At 40.2% G+C, this 16,654-nt stretch carries 26 protein-coding genes; all 26 read left to right on the top strand.

The features are described 5' to 3' along the window. Positions 1-128: 128 nt before the first annotated feature. The 26 genes from KH400_RS18020 (at position 129) to KH400_RS17895 (ending at position 16,652) form a co-directional block, all read left to right on the top strand. Positions 129-1,532, top strand: coding sequence for a DUF2213 domain-containing protein (locus tag KH400_RS18020; RefSeq protein WP_217227039.1), 1,404 nt, complete (start codon positions 129-131; stop codon positions 1,530-1,532). Between the two features lie 2 nt (positions 1,533-1,534). After that, entirely contained in the window at positions 1,535-1,972 is a 438-nt protein-coding gene (locus KH400_RS18015) for a hypothetical protein (RefSeq protein ID WP_217227037.1), read from the top strand. Between the two features lies 1 nt (position 1,973). Next, positions 1,974-2,960 (top strand): major capsid protein, encoded by a 987-nt coding sequence (locus KH400_RS18010; RefSeq protein WP_217227035.1) that lies wholly within the window; start codon positions 1,974-1,976, stop codon positions 2,958-2,960. Between the two features lie 2 nt (positions 2,961-2,962). Beyond that, the gene (locus KH400_RS18005) at positions 2,963-3,304 is read left to right on the top strand and encodes a hypothetical protein (RefSeq protein WP_217227033.1); all 342 of its coding nucleotides are present in this window, start codon (positions 2,963-2,965) and stop codon (positions 3,302-3,304) included. Further along, a complete protein-coding gene (locus KH400_RS18000) occupies positions 3,305-4,099 on the top strand; it encodes a phage head morphogenesis protein (RefSeq protein ID WP_217227031.1) in 795 nt (264 codons plus the stop codon). Between the two features lie 45 nt (positions 4,100-4,144). Then, a complete protein-coding gene (locus tag KH400_RS17995) occupies positions 4,145-4,471 on the top strand; it encodes a DUF4054 domain-containing protein (protein ID WP_217227029.1) in 327 nt (108 codons plus the stop codon). Further along, positions 4,472-4,969 carry a hypothetical protein gene (locus tag KH400_RS17990; protein ID WP_217227027.1) on the top strand — a complete coding sequence of 166 codons (498 nt, stop codon included), beginning with the start codon at positions 4,472-4,474 and terminating at the stop codon, positions 4,967-4,969. It begins immediately after the preceding gene. Then, complete coding sequence (locus KH400_RS17985; RefSeq protein ID WP_217227025.1) at positions 4,966-5,331, top strand: hypothetical protein; 366 nt, start codon at positions 4,966-4,968, stop codon at positions 5,329-5,331. The genes KH400_RS17990 and KH400_RS17985 overlap by 4 nt, the downstream gene beginning before the upstream one ends. Next, the gene (locus KH400_RS17980; protein ID WP_217227023.1) at positions 5,324-5,845 is read left to right on the top strand and encodes a phage neck terminator protein; all 522 of its coding nucleotides are present in this window, start codon (positions 5,324-5,326) and stop codon (positions 5,843-5,845) included. The genes KH400_RS17985 and KH400_RS17980 overlap by 8 nt, the downstream gene beginning before the upstream one ends. Next, positions 5,832-6,842 carry a DUF3383 family protein gene (locus KH400_RS17975; protein WP_217227021.1) on the top strand — a complete coding sequence of 337 codons (1,011 nt, stop codon included), beginning with the start codon at positions 5,832-5,834 and terminating at the stop codon, positions 6,840-6,842. The genes KH400_RS17980 and KH400_RS17975 overlap by 14 nt, the downstream gene beginning before the upstream one ends. Before the next feature lie 60 nt (positions 6,843-6,902). Further along, positions 6,903-7,301: a phage structural protein gene (locus KH400_RS17970; protein ID WP_217227019.1), complete on the top strand. Its 399-nt coding sequence runs from the start codon at positions 6,903-6,905 to the stop codon at positions 7,299-7,301. 13 nt (positions 7,302-7,314) lie between these two features. Next, positions 7,315-7,821 (top strand): hypothetical protein, encoded by a 507-nt coding sequence (locus KH400_RS17965; protein ID WP_217227017.1) that lies wholly within the window; start codon positions 7,315-7,317, stop codon positions 7,819-7,821. 7 nt (positions 7,822-7,828) lie between these two features. Further along, positions 7,829-8,005 carry a hypothetical protein gene (locus tag KH400_RS17960; protein ID WP_217227015.1) on the top strand — a complete coding sequence of 59 codons (177 nt, stop codon included), beginning with the start codon at positions 7,829-7,831 and terminating at the stop codon, positions 8,003-8,005. 61 nt (positions 8,006-8,066) lie between these two features. Then, complete coding sequence (locus KH400_RS17955) at positions 8,067-10,211, top strand: phage tail protein (protein WP_217227013.1); 2,145 nt, start codon at positions 8,067-8,069, stop codon at positions 10,209-10,211. Between the two features lie 12 nt (positions 10,212-10,223). Then, positions 10,224-10,643 carry a phage baseplate protein gene (locus KH400_RS17950; protein WP_217227011.1) on the top strand — a complete coding sequence of 140 codons (420 nt, stop codon included), beginning with the start codon at positions 10,224-10,226 and terminating at the stop codon, positions 10,641-10,643. Continuing rightward, a complete protein-coding gene (locus KH400_RS17945) occupies positions 10,640-10,951 on the top strand; it encodes a phage baseplate plug family protein (RefSeq protein ID WP_217227009.1) in 312 nt (103 codons plus the stop codon). The genes KH400_RS17950 and KH400_RS17945 overlap by 4 nt, the downstream gene beginning before the upstream one ends. A 7-nt stretch (positions 10,952-10,958) precedes the next feature. After that, positions 10,959-11,732 carry a phage protein gene (locus KH400_RS17940; protein ID WP_217227007.1) on the top strand — a complete coding sequence of 258 codons (774 nt, stop codon included), beginning with the start codon at positions 10,959-10,961 and terminating at the stop codon, positions 11,730-11,732. Next, a complete protein-coding gene (locus tag KH400_RS17935) occupies positions 11,732-12,397 on the top strand; it encodes a Gp138 family membrane-puncturing spike protein (protein ID WP_217227005.1) in 666 nt (221 codons plus the stop codon). The genes KH400_RS17940 and KH400_RS17935 overlap by 1 nt, the downstream gene beginning before the upstream one ends. After that, on the top strand, positions 12,394-12,759 hold the full coding sequence (locus tag KH400_RS17930; protein ID WP_217227003.1) for a contractile injection system sheath initiator: 366 nt from the start codon (positions 12,394-12,396) through the stop codon (positions 12,757-12,759). The genes KH400_RS17935 and KH400_RS17930 overlap by 4 nt, the downstream gene beginning before the upstream one ends. Then, the gene (locus KH400_RS17925; RefSeq protein WP_217227001.1) at positions 12,759-13,937 is read left to right on the top strand and encodes a baseplate J/gp47 family protein; all 1,179 of its coding nucleotides are present in this window, start codon (positions 12,759-12,761) and stop codon (positions 13,935-13,937) included. Before KH400_RS17930 ends, KH400_RS17925 begins: the two co-directional genes overlap by 1 nt. Beyond that, positions 13,934-14,572, top strand: coding sequence for a hypothetical protein (locus tag KH400_RS17920; RefSeq protein WP_312889258.1), 639 nt, complete (start codon positions 13,934-13,936; stop codon positions 14,570-14,572). The genes KH400_RS17925 and KH400_RS17920 overlap by 4 nt, the downstream gene beginning before the upstream one ends. Before the next feature lie 19 nt (positions 14,573-14,591). Next, positions 14,592-14,861, top strand: coding sequence for a hypothetical protein (locus KH400_RS17915; protein ID WP_217226999.1), 270 nt, complete (start codon positions 14,592-14,594; stop codon positions 14,859-14,861). Beyond that, positions 14,861-15,541: a hypothetical protein gene (locus KH400_RS17910; RefSeq protein WP_217226997.1), complete on the top strand. Its 681-nt coding sequence runs from the start codon at positions 14,861-14,863 to the stop codon at positions 15,539-15,541. The genes KH400_RS17915 and KH400_RS17910 overlap by 1 nt, the downstream gene beginning before the upstream one ends. A gap of 2 nt (positions 15,542-15,543) precedes the next feature. Next, positions 15,544-15,897: a hypothetical protein gene (locus KH400_RS17905; RefSeq protein WP_217226995.1), complete on the top strand. Its 354-nt coding sequence runs from the start codon at positions 15,544-15,546 to the stop codon at positions 15,895-15,897. Then, positions 15,887-16,393, top strand: a complete 507-nt coding sequence (locus KH400_RS17900; protein ID WP_217226993.1) for a hypothetical protein — start codon at positions 15,887-15,889, stop codon at positions 16,391-16,393. Before KH400_RS17905 ends, KH400_RS17900 begins: the two co-directional genes overlap by 11 nt. Further along, the gene (locus tag KH400_RS17895; RefSeq protein WP_217226991.1) at positions 16,371-16,652 is read left to right on the top strand and encodes a hypothetical protein; all 282 of its coding nucleotides are present in this window, start codon (positions 16,371-16,373) and stop codon (positions 16,650-16,652) included. The genes KH400_RS17900 and KH400_RS17895 overlap by 23 nt, the downstream gene beginning before the upstream one ends. The last annotated feature ends 2 nt before the right edge of the window (positions 16,653-16,654 follow it).

Here is a 16,654-nt window from a genome sequence, read left to right as displayed (position 1 = left end):
TGGGTTAACTACAAATCCTACTCCAAAAACAAAAAGGCCTGATGTGCACCCAGGTAGCCAACCTTACTGATAAGAGATATTGATGGTTGTAATAATCAAGTTGCACTATTACAGGGGGGGGTGGACCAATGCACAACAAGTTAACAATACATCGTTCAACGGCAACTATAGCACGAACAGAAACCCATGAGGGAAGGGAGCATCTAGTAGCTCCCGTAATTGCAGTGAAAGAGGGAGTGCTAAACGGGGAGCTCGCATTATCAGAGGAATTTGGAAAGTATCCAGATTCATGGAACGGCATCCCGCTCCCGATTAACCATCCAACTGAAAAAGGAGTACCAGTTAGCGCTAATTCACCGTCTCGAATTGAGGAGTACAGTGTAGGGCGCTTTTTTAATGCTCATTTAGATGGGGATGCCCTAAAAGGCGAAATATGGGTTGATGTAGAGAAGGCGACTGAATTAGGGGGTGAAGCTCTTGAAGTAGTGAATCGATTGCAGGAAGGGAAACCAATTGAAGTGAGCACGGCTTATTTTAATGACATCGAGGATGGTTCTGGGACATTCAACAGTAAAGAATACAACGGCATTCAACGTAATATGCGTCCAGATCATTTAGCGTTATTGCCGAATGACATTGGTGCTTGCTCGTGGGAAGACGGTTGCGGTGTTAGGGCAAATAATGAAAGGAGTGAGAATAAAGGTATGTTCGAGAAAATGAGTCAGAAGTTCAAGCACTTTATGGCTAATATGATGACTGCGAATCAAGATGAAGTGAGTCATAACGAAATTAGTGAACTACTTGAAAGTGCTATGACCAGGGACAAAGGCGATGCCATGCGCTTTATGATTAGAGAACGATTTAATGACCATTTTATCTATCAAGAAGCTACCAACAATGGTTTTGATGGACGTATGTTCAAACGAAACTATCAAATTGATGAAAATAACAATGTAACCCTTGGTAGTGAAGAGGAAGTTAGGCGTGTAGTCTCCTATGAACCTACTGGAAATTCTGAAGAGGAGGATTTGGCAGGAGAAGGCGAGACGGAAAATCAAGTGCAAGAACCATCTGGTACTGGTCCAGAAGAACATGTAGAAAATACGGATACTGAACATGAGGGGGAAAATGAAGTGAAAACAAATTGTGAATGTAACCAAAAACAAACAGGTAACGAAGAACATGAGTCTCCTGCTGTAAATAAGGATACTCAGCCCAAAACAATGGACCAATGGCTGCAAGAAATTCCTGATGAAGAGACGCGTAATTTCATCATTAACAGCCAGAAAAAGCAAAAAGAACATCGTGAAAAACTTGTTAACAGTCTTTCAACTAATGAACGCTGTGCATTTGATAAGGAGGACCTACAAGAAATGTCCACAAATGCCCTTGAAAAGCTAGATAAGTCTTTACAGGTTAATGACTATAGTGGTGCTGGTGGTCCACGTTCGTCCTATTCACAAAACAGTGCAGAGGATGAAGTGCCACAACCGCCATCAATCCTGTTCGCAAACAAAAAGGAGGATAAATAATTATGAACTCATCTGTAAATCCGAAAAAGATTGTATTAGTAGGTTCAAATATTTTAGCAGCTGTTCAACGAGAAGGAGTAGCGGGTGCAGGTATACAACCGGGAATGCTCGTTGCTTATGACGGTAACGGTGATTTGGTGCCACATGACGTAGCAGGAGCGCTAACACCTAAATACATTGCTGATATGCCTGATTATGTAGGCGGGGGCATTGACTATGAATATCAGGTTGGCGATCAAGTAAAAGTGCAAGCAGGAATTGGTGGCACTCAGTTCTATATGTGGTTATCTGGTGGAGAAGATGTGTCAAAAGGTGATCTGCTAGAGTCAGCGGGTGACGGGACACTACGAGGTGAAACTGAGGGTGTTCCTCTTTTTGTGGCTTTAGAAAATGTAAGTGCAGACGTTGAATCAGTACGAATCAAAGTGGAGGTGCTTTAATATGTCAAAAGTTAATGCAGCAATTTCGACACCGAATCAAATGGGAGGCGCAGCCTTTCAACTATTACAAAGTGGATTAAAAACAAACTCACTACGTACGAATAACGTACTTAGAAAGCAAGAGTGGCAAGATCTAGATACTAGATTAGTTGAAATCGCAAACCGTCGGTTAAATGGTATCGCTGACCTTCGTGACGCTGGGTTAACAGTATCATTAGGAGGCCTTGGTACTACAGTGTCACAATATGAGGCTTTATCTGATATGACGCCTGCTGATGTGAATATGAGCGGCGTTAGTCAAGGTGAGCAGGATGATGCACAGTTTGACCTTCGTTCGGTTCCGGTACCAATCATCCATAAAGATTTCTCTTTAAATATTAGACGACTTGAAGCATCTCGTAAGCTTGGTGATAGTGTCGATCTTACACAAGGTGAGGTTGCTATGGAAAAGGTAATTGAAGGTGAAGAATCCCTTCTATTCAAAGGGTCCAGCTTACAGATTGAAGGAAACCGAATCTATGGATATACAACACATCCTAATCGAATTACAGGAACGGCTCCTGGTGGATGGTCAGACATTAAGAATATTTACCCTACAGTTACAGAAATGATTAAAGATGCTCAAGTTGATCGTCAGTATGGACCATATATTTTGTACGTTGCCGGAGATGTATGGAATTACCTCCAGTCACGTTATGATGACGGATCGGGTCAAACTGCATTGCAATCTCTAGAAAACATTCGTGAACTTCAGAGCATTAAGCCTGCCGATGAATTAGAAGGTGGAGAGTTAGTTCTTGTTCAAATGAATCGTAGAACAGTAGATTTAGCAATTGCTCAAGACGTTTCTACAATCGAATGGGACTCATATGGGGGAATGCAGTTTAACTTTAAAGTTATGAGTGCAATGGTTCCTCGCATTAAGCCGGACTTTGATGGAAGGCTAGGTATTGTTCATTATACTGGTGCAAATGCGGAGGTTGAATAAGCATGAACCAAAAGAGATATATCGTAAAAGGTGAGAAACCTCACCGGACATGGAGAAATGGACACCGGGTTGTAGTAAAGCCCGGTGAATCTTTTGTACCAACTGATGCAGAACTAAAAGCATTTGGAGATAAGTTTGTTTTGGAAATTGCGAACGTATCTAATAGTGGCAAGGGTGAATCGGTCCAGAAGAAGGTGCAAGATATTGAAGGATTAGATCAAGAAGATGTGGACCAATACCATGCTGGTGGCGGATATTATGAATTGCCTGATGGAGAGAAAGTTCGAGGAAAAGAAAATGCCATGGAAGCTTTAAAACAGTTGAATAATAAAGACGGTGAGTAAATGGGGAGCAATGATATTCCTCGCTCCATCGGGAATCGGTACTTTCGAGAAATACGAGGATTGATTGAGGAAAATCGTTCAAACATTTGGACGGCTTTTCAAAAAGAAATCATTCCTCGTATTCACCAGTACAGAAATTTAACAGCAAACAGATTAACGGTTAATGATCCTTACGATGAAATAAGGAGAATTACAAATCGATTACGACAACAAGGGGAAAGAGTCTTTTCTATCCCCATCGTAGAACGGATTGTTAGACGATTCGTGGAGGATATGAATAACAATCAAAAACGTAGATTCGGACAACGAATGAGCAGGGTTCTTGGGTTTGATCCGACACGTAATGAACCATGGTTATCTTCATTTTTAGAAACTGCTATCCAAGATAACGTTAACTGGATTAAATCCATACAAAGCGAATATCACGATAAGATCGAAACCATCATTACTCAAGGTGTTAGGCGTGGCTCTTCCATTCGCAACATGGCCAGTGAAATTGCAGAAGTAGGAAATGTAGAAGTAAGGCGTGCCAGGTTCATCGCTCGAGATCAAATGGGTTCAATACATGGCGATCTAACAAAGCGAAGGCAAGAAGAATCGGGTATAAAACGTTTCCGTTGGTCCACTAGCGGAGATGAGAGGGTTCGTGACAGCCATGAGGATTTAGATGGAGAAATATTCGAATGGTCAAAGGGAGCTACTAATGAACGTGGTGAAACAATATGGCCGGGAACGGATTACAATTGTCGTTGCACCGCTGAACCGGTGCTTGAGGATTTATTAGAGGATGATTAGCCTGCCCTTATTCGGGTGGGCTCATTTTATGATTGAGGTGATCTAATGGACACTACTGTTGATCGTGTAAGAGCGATTGCTAAACATTTGGCTAAATTGCCTGATGCAACTATCGAAATGTATATAGAAGATGCTATTGATGAAGTGGAAAAGCAAAAGGTTCGTAATGGGAAAACAAAAGAAAGACTTCAACGTAATTTAGCTGCACATTTTGCTAGCTTGAATGTGAGAAGAACAACTAGTCATTCAATACATGATATGAATAGCTCCTTTAATGTCCCTCAAGGTGATGATTTAAAAAGCACTGAGTATGGTCAGGAATATTTACGACTGCTAAAACAGACTAATGGCGGTCTTTTAAGGTTGATGTAAATGGGGAGAAGGGTTAAGGTTCGTGATAATAATAATATACCTAATGTTCTTTCGATTATAGAAGAACTGAATTCAAAAAAATTAGAGATAGGGATATTCGGTGATGATGACGGCGATATGGTCAAGATCGCATCAGTCCATGAATTTGGAGCAACTATCAATAGAAAAGGGTCCAGGAAAGACGGGACGAGTTATAGCTTTCAGATCAATATACCTGAACGTTCATTTTTGCGGTCAACATTCGATAATGAAGTGGATGATATGACCGACCTTATGCAACAGTTAATTGAAAGACGAGTTTTGACTGGAAGAATGAGTGTTGATGCTTTTTATCAAGCAATTGGGGAAGAGTTAGTATCTAGGATACGTCGGACAATCAGAAATCTTGACACACCTCCTAATGCCGAATCAACAATCAAGAAAAAGAGGAGCAGCAGTCCTTTAATAGATGATGGGCACTTGAGAAGGTCAATTACTTGGAGAGTGGTAGATAAATGATGGACTATGATAGCTTATTTGCTGAAATCCAATTTGAAATAGAGGTAAAACGAAAGGTTGATGGTTATTATGATTATGCACAAGGGGGCAAATGGGTGGAAGGGTATGGTGAACCCGAGCCCCTATATGCAATTGTAACGCCACTGAGCAACGAGGATAAGAAGTTTGATGAAAATGGGACATATACCTTTCAGGATAAGAAAGTTTATGTACACGAAAGCGAAGGCGTTCTGCATGAGGGCGATAAAATCATTTATAGAAATAAAGGTTATAGCGTGTTGGACCAGATACCTTATGATGAGTACTCAGATTTTAACGTTTACTTTTGTAAGAGAATAAAGCAGGGTGAGAGTCATGATTGATTATGTTGGCATTCGCACATTGATAGGGAGCGAATTATATAAATATATGAATATCCCTGTTATCATGTCTGATCAACCTGGTGACAAGCCTTCTTATCCATATATAGGTTATAAAATCATTACACCATACATCAGAAAGAGTTACTCACCACACGAAACAGTAATAAAAGAAAATGGACAGGCGTTTTTGTTGGTCCAAACGCAACCTAAAATGACCATAAGCATCAACGCCTACGACAAATCAATTGATGGAGCCACTCAGAGAGCATTGCAAGCTCATGAGTGGTTTTCTTACTTAGGTAGGAATCGATTAAAAGACAGCAGCGTTGTAGTCGTGGAGACGCGCGATTTAGAGAACAGAGATATTGTTCTTGAGGATGTTCAATATGAAAGGAGGGTTGGATTCGATGTAACACTTCGAGTAAATGACATATTAAAGGTACCAATTGAAGAGTTTGAAAGCGTCGAGATTAACAATATGACAATTAGGAGTGATGATAATGCCATTAAGTGATGTAAGTGTAAGGATTGATATTGCATCTCCAACATCGTCAATAGGATTTGGGACAAGTTTGGTTCTTTCTGAAGCAGAAGGGGGAATTGAATACAAGGAATACTTTGGTATCGAGGAAGTTTTAGAGGACTTTGAGGAAAACAGCGAGGAACATAAAGCGGCATTACGGATGTTTGCTCAGGATCCAAAGCCCGAAAGAGTGGCAATTGCAGGAAAGGATTTATTAGAGAGTTATGTTGATTATCTTCGAACCATTATTAACAAAGGATGGTTTAGGTTAACGTCTGTAACTACTGATCCAGAAGAAATTGAAGAGATTAGCGACTTCATTAATGGGGATACAGGAGATGGAGTACAGACAAAAGTGTATTTTGCTCGTACTGATGATGAAAATTTTGTACAGGTTTTGAAAGAGAAAGAGCATGATAATACGCTAGTGTTTTACCATGAAGATATCTCTAATTATCCGGAAGCTGGGTTAGCTGCAGTAGGTTCAACCTATTCAGTTGGAGAGATTACTTATAAGTTTAAAAATATTAGTGGGATTGAACCGTTAGAAGTTTCATCAGGTTTCCTTAATGAGCTCCATACAAATGGTGCTATTACTTACGTAACAAAGGCCGGGGATAACCAAACAAGTGAGGGTATTGTTGTTACCGGTGAATACTTGGATGTAATCGAGGGTAAGCATTGGGTCCAAGTGAATATTGAAAACCGCATCCAAAAGCTATTCAATAACTCACCGAAGGTTCCAATTACGAATTCTGGAATCGCAAGTATTGAAGACGAAGTAATTACAGTTTTGGACCAAGCCTTTGAAAATGGGATTATTGCAGATGATGGTGATGGTAATCCGTTATACAGCACCGACTTTCCAACTCGTGAAGAATTATCAGAAGAAGATCGGGCTTCAAGGCGATTAAGACGGGCAACATTTCGTTTTGAATTAGCAGGGGCATTTCATGATGCTGTTATCGAAGGTGAAATTTTATTTTAAGCACTCAATTCGTTTATAGAAATTGAGTGCTTTTTATTATGGAATGAGGAGTGAATGCACATGGGAGTAAGAGTTTATGATTTGGCTGATGTTATTTCTCGCATCGATGGAAATGTGATTACGGGATATGCTGATGGAACAGCGATAGAGGTCCAAAAACTAGAAGATAACTTTACATCTAAAGCAACAGCAGATGGGGGTACAGTCGTATCCGAAAACAATGACAATCGTGGATTAATTACATTAACGCTGGACCAAACAAGTCCAAGTATTGCGGTTTTAAATCGGTTGGCAAATAGTAAACGTATGTACCCGGCACGTGTTATCGATACTTCTTCACGTAAACAAAAAGCGGGTGGTTCTAAAGCTAGAGTGCGTAAGCCTGCTGATGCAAGTTGGGGAAGGGAATCAGGAGACCAAACATTCGAAATTGAAGTATTTGATTTCAAAATGGAGTAGGAGTGAATAATTAATGGCTAAAAATATGACAAAGACAATCGACGGAATTGAATATGAGTTTCAAATGCCTCCCTTTTTAGAGGTAGCGAAGATTGAAGACCGTATCAAAGATAAATTCGGGGTTACTCTTCAGGAAAAAGAGTATAAAGAGTACATGAATCATATCATTGTTGTCCCTAGCAACTTAAAGTATGAAGACTTCAAAAAAGACGAGGAAACAGAAAAGAAAATTGACGTGAACGGTTATAACTTTAAACTTGTTCGACCTGAACCACGTGAATTAGCTAGGATGCAAGACGCTTCTAAACATGAGGGGAAACTATCAAATGAAAAGCTATACGAACAATTAATGAAGCATGTCATAGCAGAACCAGAAGTAAGCTATGACTATTTTGATGAAATTGGAGATACCACATTGTTTAGAGAGGTAATGAATGAAGCATCAAAATTCTGTTATGACTGCCATTTCATTAAGGTGATGAAAGAAGCCCGTAACTTTTTTCGGGGTAAAGAAGACTAAAGAAGAAATGTCCGCAATAAGGGCAAATGCTAGAAAGAAGAAAATCTTTTGGAACATCGTCTTCAACGGTATAGGTTATGCTGAGGCGAAGGATATGACTGTTGATGAGATATACGAAGCAAACGAAGCACTTAAAATATTAGCCCCAAGAAGTAACAGTAATCAATCAAATAAAAAAAGGTGAGAAGTCACTTCCGTTATAGGAGGTGGCTTTTTGTTTTGGTCACAGATCGGTGGTGAGGGAAATGTCCTTACGTGACTTAGATGTTAGTGTAACAACGGAAATTGATGATGGTGGCATATTAGAAGCTAATGAAATGGCTGATTCATTTGTCGGTAGCGTTATGGAAAGTGCTGATGCATTTGATATTGCGGCTGCCTCTGCTGACGACTTTGGACGAGATGCAACTGGTGATGTTGGTGGAGTCGAAGACGCTGTAGAGGATGTAGAAAGTGCTACGCAAAGTGCGAGTGACGCTATGGGTGAGTTTGGTGATGAGACAGAAGGTGCCGGCCAGCGTGGAATGTTCAGTATGGAGAACCTATCAAAAGGTGTAGCCGGTGTAGTAGTAGCGGTAACTGGTGCGGCAACAGCTGCAGCCGGTGCTGGATTTGCTATGGTTAATTCATTCGCCAATACTGCAGACGAGATCGACAAAGCAAGTATAAGAACCGGGGTCCATACTGATTCACTCCAAGAACTCAGGTATGCTATGGGTCAAGTGGGTGTAGATCAGGGACAGATGGACCGAGGACTTGAGCGATTAACTCAAAGGTTAGGTCAAGCTGAGCAAGGGAACGAAAAATATACTGATGCTCTTATGAGATTAGGGTTTGCACAAGAGGATATCCAAAGTGGTGCATTATCGACTGAAGAAGTGTTTATGGATTCAATCCAGGCATTACACGAGATGGATGACGCTACAAAGCAAGCAGAGCTAGCTGGGGAGATGTTTGGTACTCGTTTAGGTCGTCAATTACTACCTGCTATCCAAGAAGGCGGAGACGCAATTGAAGAATTGCGAGAAGAGGCTCATGAGTTAGGAGCTGTAATCGATGAAGACGGGATTGCCGCTGGGGTTCTATGGGCGGATACAATGGATTCCATACAGAATGCAATGGGTGGCGTATTTAACCAAATAGCACAAAGCATTTTACCTGTTTTCCAAGATTGGTTAGACGTTGTATTAGACAATATGCCACAAATACAGGCTACTATAGGAAATGCATTTGATATTATCGGTTCTGCTGTCGATGGTTTTATTACCGCAATCCAAACAGTCATTGGGTGGCTTGAATCGTTCAAGTCCGATAATGAAGGTGTTATGAATGATCTTCAGGATACGTTCATGGGATTCTTTGATTCAGTGATTGACCTGGCACTGGGATTTTGGGAATTCCTAGTCATGGTTTGGGATAATTACGGGCAAAACATTTTGAATATCTTCCAAGGAATCTGGGATTTATTAGTCAGTGTATTTCAAGGTGTTGTAACCTTAATCACTGACATTTTTAATGTATTTGCATCGCTATTCCGTGGTGATTGGGAAGGATTATGGACGGCTGTACAAGATTTGTTTGTGAATTTATGGGACAGCATTGTTGATATTTTAGGAAATGCTCTAAACCTTATTATTGATATCGTCACCTTATCTTGGACCGTAATATTAGACACTATTTCATCGATTTTAGGGGCTATATTCTCTGTGATATCAAGTATATGGAATAGTGCGTTAGAAACGGTCGGAAGCATTGTTAATAGCATATGGGAAACGGTAAAGAGTATTTTCAGTAGCATGGTAGATTCTATAAGCGAAAGCATGACGAATGCCTGGGAAACAATAACCGACATCTGGGATACAGTCATGGGGTTCTTTGAAGGGATCGACTTGTTTCAAATCGGTAAAGACATCATACAAGGGTTAATTGATGGTATTGCTGATATGGCTGGTGCTGTTTGGGATACAGTCACAGGCATTGCAGGGGACATCGCAGATGGATTCAAGAGTGCGCTATCAATTTTCTCGCCTTCTAAACTATTTGAAGGATTTGGTGAGGATACCATGCTAGGTTATCAGATTGGTTTCATAGATCAGGCAGAAGAAGTGAACCATGCAGTTGAAATGAGCGCTAATGATATTGGAGATTCATTTGACCCTGAATTTGATCCAGAGGGAAATGGACCAACGTACACACCAAGTCCAGCTCCTACTTATAACAATAACAACGGATCTGTTAAATTCGAATCAAACGTTACAGTCGAATATCATGGCGACGGTTCGAGGGAAAGCTATGAAGAATTAGCTGAAATTATCGATGAAAGACAGGAGCAGAATCATTACAAGTTAATGGACGAATATGAACGACGCCAAAGGGCTAAAAAACAGTAAAGGAGGGGTACGATGGCAAGCATCAATGGCATACCAATTTCAGTAATTGATGAAGATCGGAACTATGACAATGAATCAACTGATCACCCTGTCGAAGAAGATCAAGATATAACGGATCATGTGATTAATAATCCAATTACTTTTCGCATTACAGGTGAAGTCACTGGGGATAACGCGGCTCAAATCGATGCTCAGCTACGCGAACTAAGGCGCGGCGAACTTGTTAGATATGTTGGTCGCGCAATCTTACCGAACGCTGTCTTTGATAGTTACAGAACAACAGTAGATTCACGCATCGCTAACGGCTTTCGATTCACGCTGACACTTAAACAAGTTAAGTTAGCAAGGCCTAGTACAGTATCCCTCCTGTCGCCTGAAATACGTTCACAAGTGAAAGACGTTGGTAATGCAGGGAGGGTTCAGGTCCAATGATCATCCCTATTCAAAAGGAACAAATACCGAATGAGTTTGAAATTAGATTAGCTGGTGAGTTATTTACTTTCGAGGTCCATTACAACGCAGAATATGACTTCTTCACCGTGGACTTATACAAGAGTGGCGATGTATTAGTGTTAGGCGAAAAGGTGGTTTATGACTCACCTTTATTTGACACTTATTCAGATGAGCGATTTCCTGGCGTAACTATTACACCACTTGATCGTGCAGACAATGAAGATCGTGTTACCTATTCTAATTTAGGTAATACGGTCTTTTTATATGTGAGTGATGACGATGGATAATCAGTACATGCGAAGGGTTGAATTGTATATAGGGGATATTCGGTTCACGTTTCCCGAATTCACGATCTATTTTCGAGTAGAATATGACGATTCAGAGGACTTAAACGATGCTGAGATTAAGATATATAACCTATCAGATGAGACGAAAAACCGCATAAAAAAAGGCATGGATGTCATTTTAAATGCTGGTTATGAGGGTGATGTAGGTAATATCTTTTTTGGGCGTATAGAAGAAGCGAAAACCACAAAGCAGCGTACCGACAAAATCACTAAAATTCTCGCCATCGATGCTAGCGAGGAATGGCTCAACAACACAATCAATAAGACGTACAAAGCTGGCATAAGAGCTAGCCAAATACTACAAGACATAATATCTGTGAGTGGGTTATCAGTCGGTGTTGTGCAATTAGCGAAGGACATCACGTATCAAAGAGGGCGTACCATTAACGGCAGAATACCTAATGTTGTTTCGCAGATATCTAAAGACTGTGATTCCAAAGTGACAATCACAAAAGGTCTAATCTACATTCGTGAAGGTGAACAAGGTGATGATATCAGGTTCTTATTCAATGCTCAACGTGGTTTGATAGGTACGCCTGAGAGATTCGAAGATGATGACGCAAGTGGTTATGAAGTCACATCGTTGCTCAATCACCGTGTCCAGACAGATTCACTTATCAACGTGCAATCATCGACAGCAAACGGTCAATACAGGGTGAGGAAGGTTGTATTTACAGCAAATAGGCGTGACTTTTACTGCGATATGGAGGTGGTTGGATAATGGACCAAGTCAAGACAATTAGAATATGCAGGATAGAGAAATTTGATGCTGCTACGATGACCGCTGACATCACGATCTTACAAACGGAAGCGGGACTGAATAACGAGGTTTTCAATGTTCCGGTTAGTCACATGTCATTTGGCGACTTTGTTATCCGGCCATCATATAAACGTGGCGATCTAGTTATTGTCGGTTTCTCTGATACGGCAATAGACGACGTACTAATAAGTGCTAATCAGCAAGAGTCAGACATTACAGAGCGTTTTAGAGAAGAAGATGCCATTGTGTTACAAGGGATCAACAGCATGAAACAGACGTTACCTAGTGATCACTCAAATGATCTAGTTATTGCAAAGAAAGACTTTTCATCAAAAATTGTCATTAAAGATAATAACGACATCGTATTAGAGGCGTCTGGCTCCATCCTGTTGGGCGAATCAGCAAGTGAAGGGGTTCCGTTAGGTAATCAGTTAAAACAATGGCTAGACGCTCATCAGCACGATATAACAGCCCTTAAAAACGCTTTTGACAATCATACTCATGAATACTCTTGGACTAACTCCGGAGGAAACGGAACAACGTCTAGTCCATCAACGTCTTTTCCTAGCTCTACAAGTGATCCGACGAGTGGTAGTCCTGATTCGAGCGAGAAGGTGAAAATATGAAGTCCCTGTATATAAACCCTGTTACTAAAGACATTGAGTTTGATGGTAGTGGTAATTTCCGCATGGTCGATGGTAAGGATGAGTTGATCCAACAAGTTAGATTGACAATCAAGACTAACTTACGAGAATGGTTCCTAAATCCCGTATTAGGGTTTGATTATTCAACTGTTTTTGTGAAAAGACCAAATCGCGAAGAAATTCGATCAGCTTTAGTGGAAGCAGTGGACCAAGTAGAAGGAATTGACCGCATTGAAAATATAGAAATTGACTTTGACCGTAGCAAACGTAAGCTAAAGGTCTTTTTTGTGGCCATCTCTAGTGAGTATGGTGAAATTCAAGATGATGAGGTGGTGAGCGTTTAGTGTTGACGCAACATGGATTCAAACGCAAAAGACACAAAGAATTGTTTGAAGAAATGGAACAAAGTGCGAAGGAAAAGTTCGGTGATAATACTAACACAAGCGAACGATCCTTTTTAGGTATCTTGCTACGTCTGTTCGCATGGTTTTTAGCAATCATGTATCAACTTGCAGAAAATGTATACAACAGTGGTCATATAGATACAGCAACGGGAGCTTCGTTAGATAAGTTAGTTAAACGAAATCTAATAAAACGTAGGCCTGCTGAAAAAGCCAAGTACGAGGAATTTGTTGTTATTGGTGATCCTGGACAGACAATAGAATCAGGTTTTGTTGTAAGTCGACAGGATGGATTCACTTATGAAACAACAGAAGCTGTTACGTTAGACGAAAATGGAAAAGGTGTAGTGATCATTATTGCAACACAAGCCGGAAGTGATGGGAATACTCCTGCTAACACAATAACTGAAATAGTCAATCCTGCGGTTGGTATAAGTGAAGTTTATAATCCGACTCCTGTTAGTGGAGGGAGAGAAAAAGAAACAGATTCCGAACTTAGAAAAAGGTACTTCCTTTCCTTGTCTGCAGGAGGGGCCCCAACAACAAACGGGATTCGAGCAAGTGTATTAGGGGTTGAAGGCGTCCGCACAGTGCATGTGATTGAAAATAATACAAATGAATACGATTCAGATGGTCGACCTCCCAAAAGTTTTGAAGTACATGTATTGGGAGGAGATCCTAAAAAAGTAGCTCAAGCTATTTTTGATCGTAAAGCTGCAGGAATTGAACCTTACGGTACAGAGGAACAAATCATAACTGACGATAGCGGGAACGATCATACCGTTAGATTTAGTCATTCAGATGAAGTCCCAATTCATGTTGAAGTTGAGGTTGTTACTAATAGCGATTTCCCTACCAGTGGTTACAATGATATTAAAACAAGAATCATCGAATATATCGGTGGTTTAGATGAGGACGGAAACACGTATAACGGTTTAAGCAATGGTCAAGACGTATTGTTCATTGGTTTAGTAGACGCCATAAAGCAGACTCCTGGAGTAGATGATATTCCAGTGTTAAAAGTAGGGAAAAATGAATCTGATTTGACGCAGTATTCTAATGTTCAAATTGCTAACACTGAGGTTGCTTCCACTGATTATGAAAAGGTGATGATTTCGTGAAGCTTAAAGAACGTATGATAGGAAAATTAATGGATGCTTATAACAAGAATCCTAATAGTAACCTTGCAAAGTTAATTTCCGTTGTTTCAGAGCAAATAGACAATTTAAATGAGACATTTAATCGTATTGACGAATGGCGGGACGAGGAAAAAGCAGAAGGTAAAGAATTGGACCGTATCGGGTACAGTGTTAGGCAGTCTAGAGGACAAGTTAATGACGATATTTATAGGATACTCATAAGATCAAAACGAGCGAGAGACATGAGTTCTGGTGACATTAACACAATTATCAATGTACTTGCTTTATCAATTGACACCGATCCATCCGAAATACAAATAGAGGAACTTTGGAACGATCCAGACGAACCAGAGCCAGCTTCTATTAGAGTAGTTCGTATTCCCATAGCAAGGTTAAATGAAGTTGAGCTTACAGGTAACCAGTTCGGACGGTTAGTAGAAAGTACATTAGCGTCGGGAGTAAGCGTTAAGCAAATAGACTTGTCCGGTACATTTGAATTCGGAAGTGTTGAATTAGAAACAGATAGTGAAGCTGGATTTTCTAACATCGATCAAGAAGTTGGAGGTTTCTTTGGATCTGTTTATCAACCTGTTAATGATCGTGACATACCACTGTAAAAAAGGGGGTAGTGATTAAATGAGTTTTGAAAAGGAATTGCCGGTATGGAATTCGCCTGGTTTAAAGCCTTCACAAAACAAAATTGATGAAGGTTGGAAAGAATCTGAAAAACCTCCTGCTGAATGGTTTAACTGGTTTCAACACACAACATATCAAGCATTAAAAGAAGTAAGGGAGCACATAAGTGCTTTTGAAAGGTCCATTGATACAAAAGATGAACAAACAGACGCCCGCTATCGAATTGGTTTCGAAAATGGGCGTTTATTTTTTGAGGAGGTTAATGATTGATGGCTAACTTTTTTTATCTGACGCTCGATACTACAGCTCCGGCCAATCCGAGCATTAGTATTGAAGGAGGAGCAACATATTCCACGCAGGCACTTGTAGATTGTCTAATAAATACTAGCGACTCAGACACTACAGGATATCAAATGAAGATATGGGGAGATGTTGACACTTCATATGATAGTGATGTCCAAGATTCAGAGTCTAATTCAAGTTGGATAACTTTCCAAGAGTTAAAACAAGTGCGACTTGATGACACTGAAGACGGAAGTAAGACTTTGTATGTGAGGATTCGAGATGATGTACACAATGTTTCCGGACAAGCATCAGATAGCATTATCCTCGATAAGACAAAACCAGAAGTTACTATCTCCGGTCCAGATGTTGATAAGATTTCAAAAGTTAATGGGAAAAACGAATCTAACTTTAGCTTCTCTGTCGATCAGGAATTTAGTGAGTATAAAGTAAAAGTCGTGTCTAGCACTGGCGCTGCACATGATACTGGAACAACAATTGGTACATCAAACGGCTCTTCCAATATGTCTAATACCGGTGAATTTGAAAAAGACTCACCAATCAATTGCACAATAAATGGTACTGATCTTGAAAATGCAAGTGCAGGAGATGGCGAAAAAATTATTAAGGTATTCGCTAAAGACTTGGCTGGTAACTGGAGTGCATAGAAATGGCCGCGCCCAAAATAACTATACTGGATGTTTCAGCTTATAAAATTAGTGATGAAGATGGGTTCGACTCATGCGTTGTTACGTTCAAGGCTGACCAGAAATTGAAAGGGTACCGAGCAAGAGCGGATGGGACTAATTTTAAATCAGGTGTACTTGTCGATCGATCAGGAGAATTATTCCCATCGGATAATTTATACCCATCTGATGACTTATTTCCTAGTGATTACACTTTGGATGCTGGTGCAGAGCAAATATTCGTTATTTATTTTGACGAGCTAGAGAACGATGGTGAATATCGTATTAACGTGTACGGAGTAAACGAGGAAGGGGAGTGGACACCTTATGCCGAGTAGTTTTGTATTAGAATTAGATACAACTCCCCCAACCCTTGAAATTACAGCACCATCTTATACAGTTCCATCACAAGAGACAGAAATAATTATCGAAGCCAATGAACCTCTGGATGAATTTCAGGACATCTACATCATTGATGGGAAGGGAACAAGACATGATGTCATATTCCAATTTGGAAAAGATCATTTCTATGGAAAGTTGTCATTCTCACAAATGTCAATAGGCATAGCAACTATCTATGTAAGGTTGAAAGACGAGGTGCACAACCTTTCAGCTGTATACGAGAAGACTATTGATATAAAGTATGCAGCTCACATTTTTCTTAATGTATTTGACTCAAATCGTTTGATGGATGTATCAGCCAGTGACCGAAAAATTAGATATAAAGAATGGAACAGGAAAGTAGAATCGAGAGAAGTGGTTCGAAAAACGTCAGGTTATGAATTGGCTCGTGAAATTGAGGTGACTGCAAATGATGCACTATCAGGAGGGTAATACCGTACGTCTTCTAGTCGAATTCAAAGATTGGGATAATCAACCGGTGGACCCTGACCTGGTCAAATTAATTATTTTAGACAACAGTTATAAAAAGGTTGAAGAAAACAGTGTTGGACCAGCTAATCGGCTTGGTGAAGGAATGTATTACTTTGATTATGTAACAAAAGAAGCGGGCGACTATATTTATGAGTGGTATGCAGAGATCGATGGAACACCAAGTTTGAAGCGTGAGCGAATCTTTGTCAGAAAGGTGTGATA

The sequence above is a fragment of the Desertibacillus haloalkaliphilus genome (genome assembly GCF_019039105.1).
Classification (GTDB): Bacteria; Bacillota; Bacilli; order Bacillales; family KJ1-10-99; genus Desertibacillus; species Desertibacillus haloalkaliphilus.
This window is presented reverse-complemented; position numbering and strand designations above follow the sequence as displayed.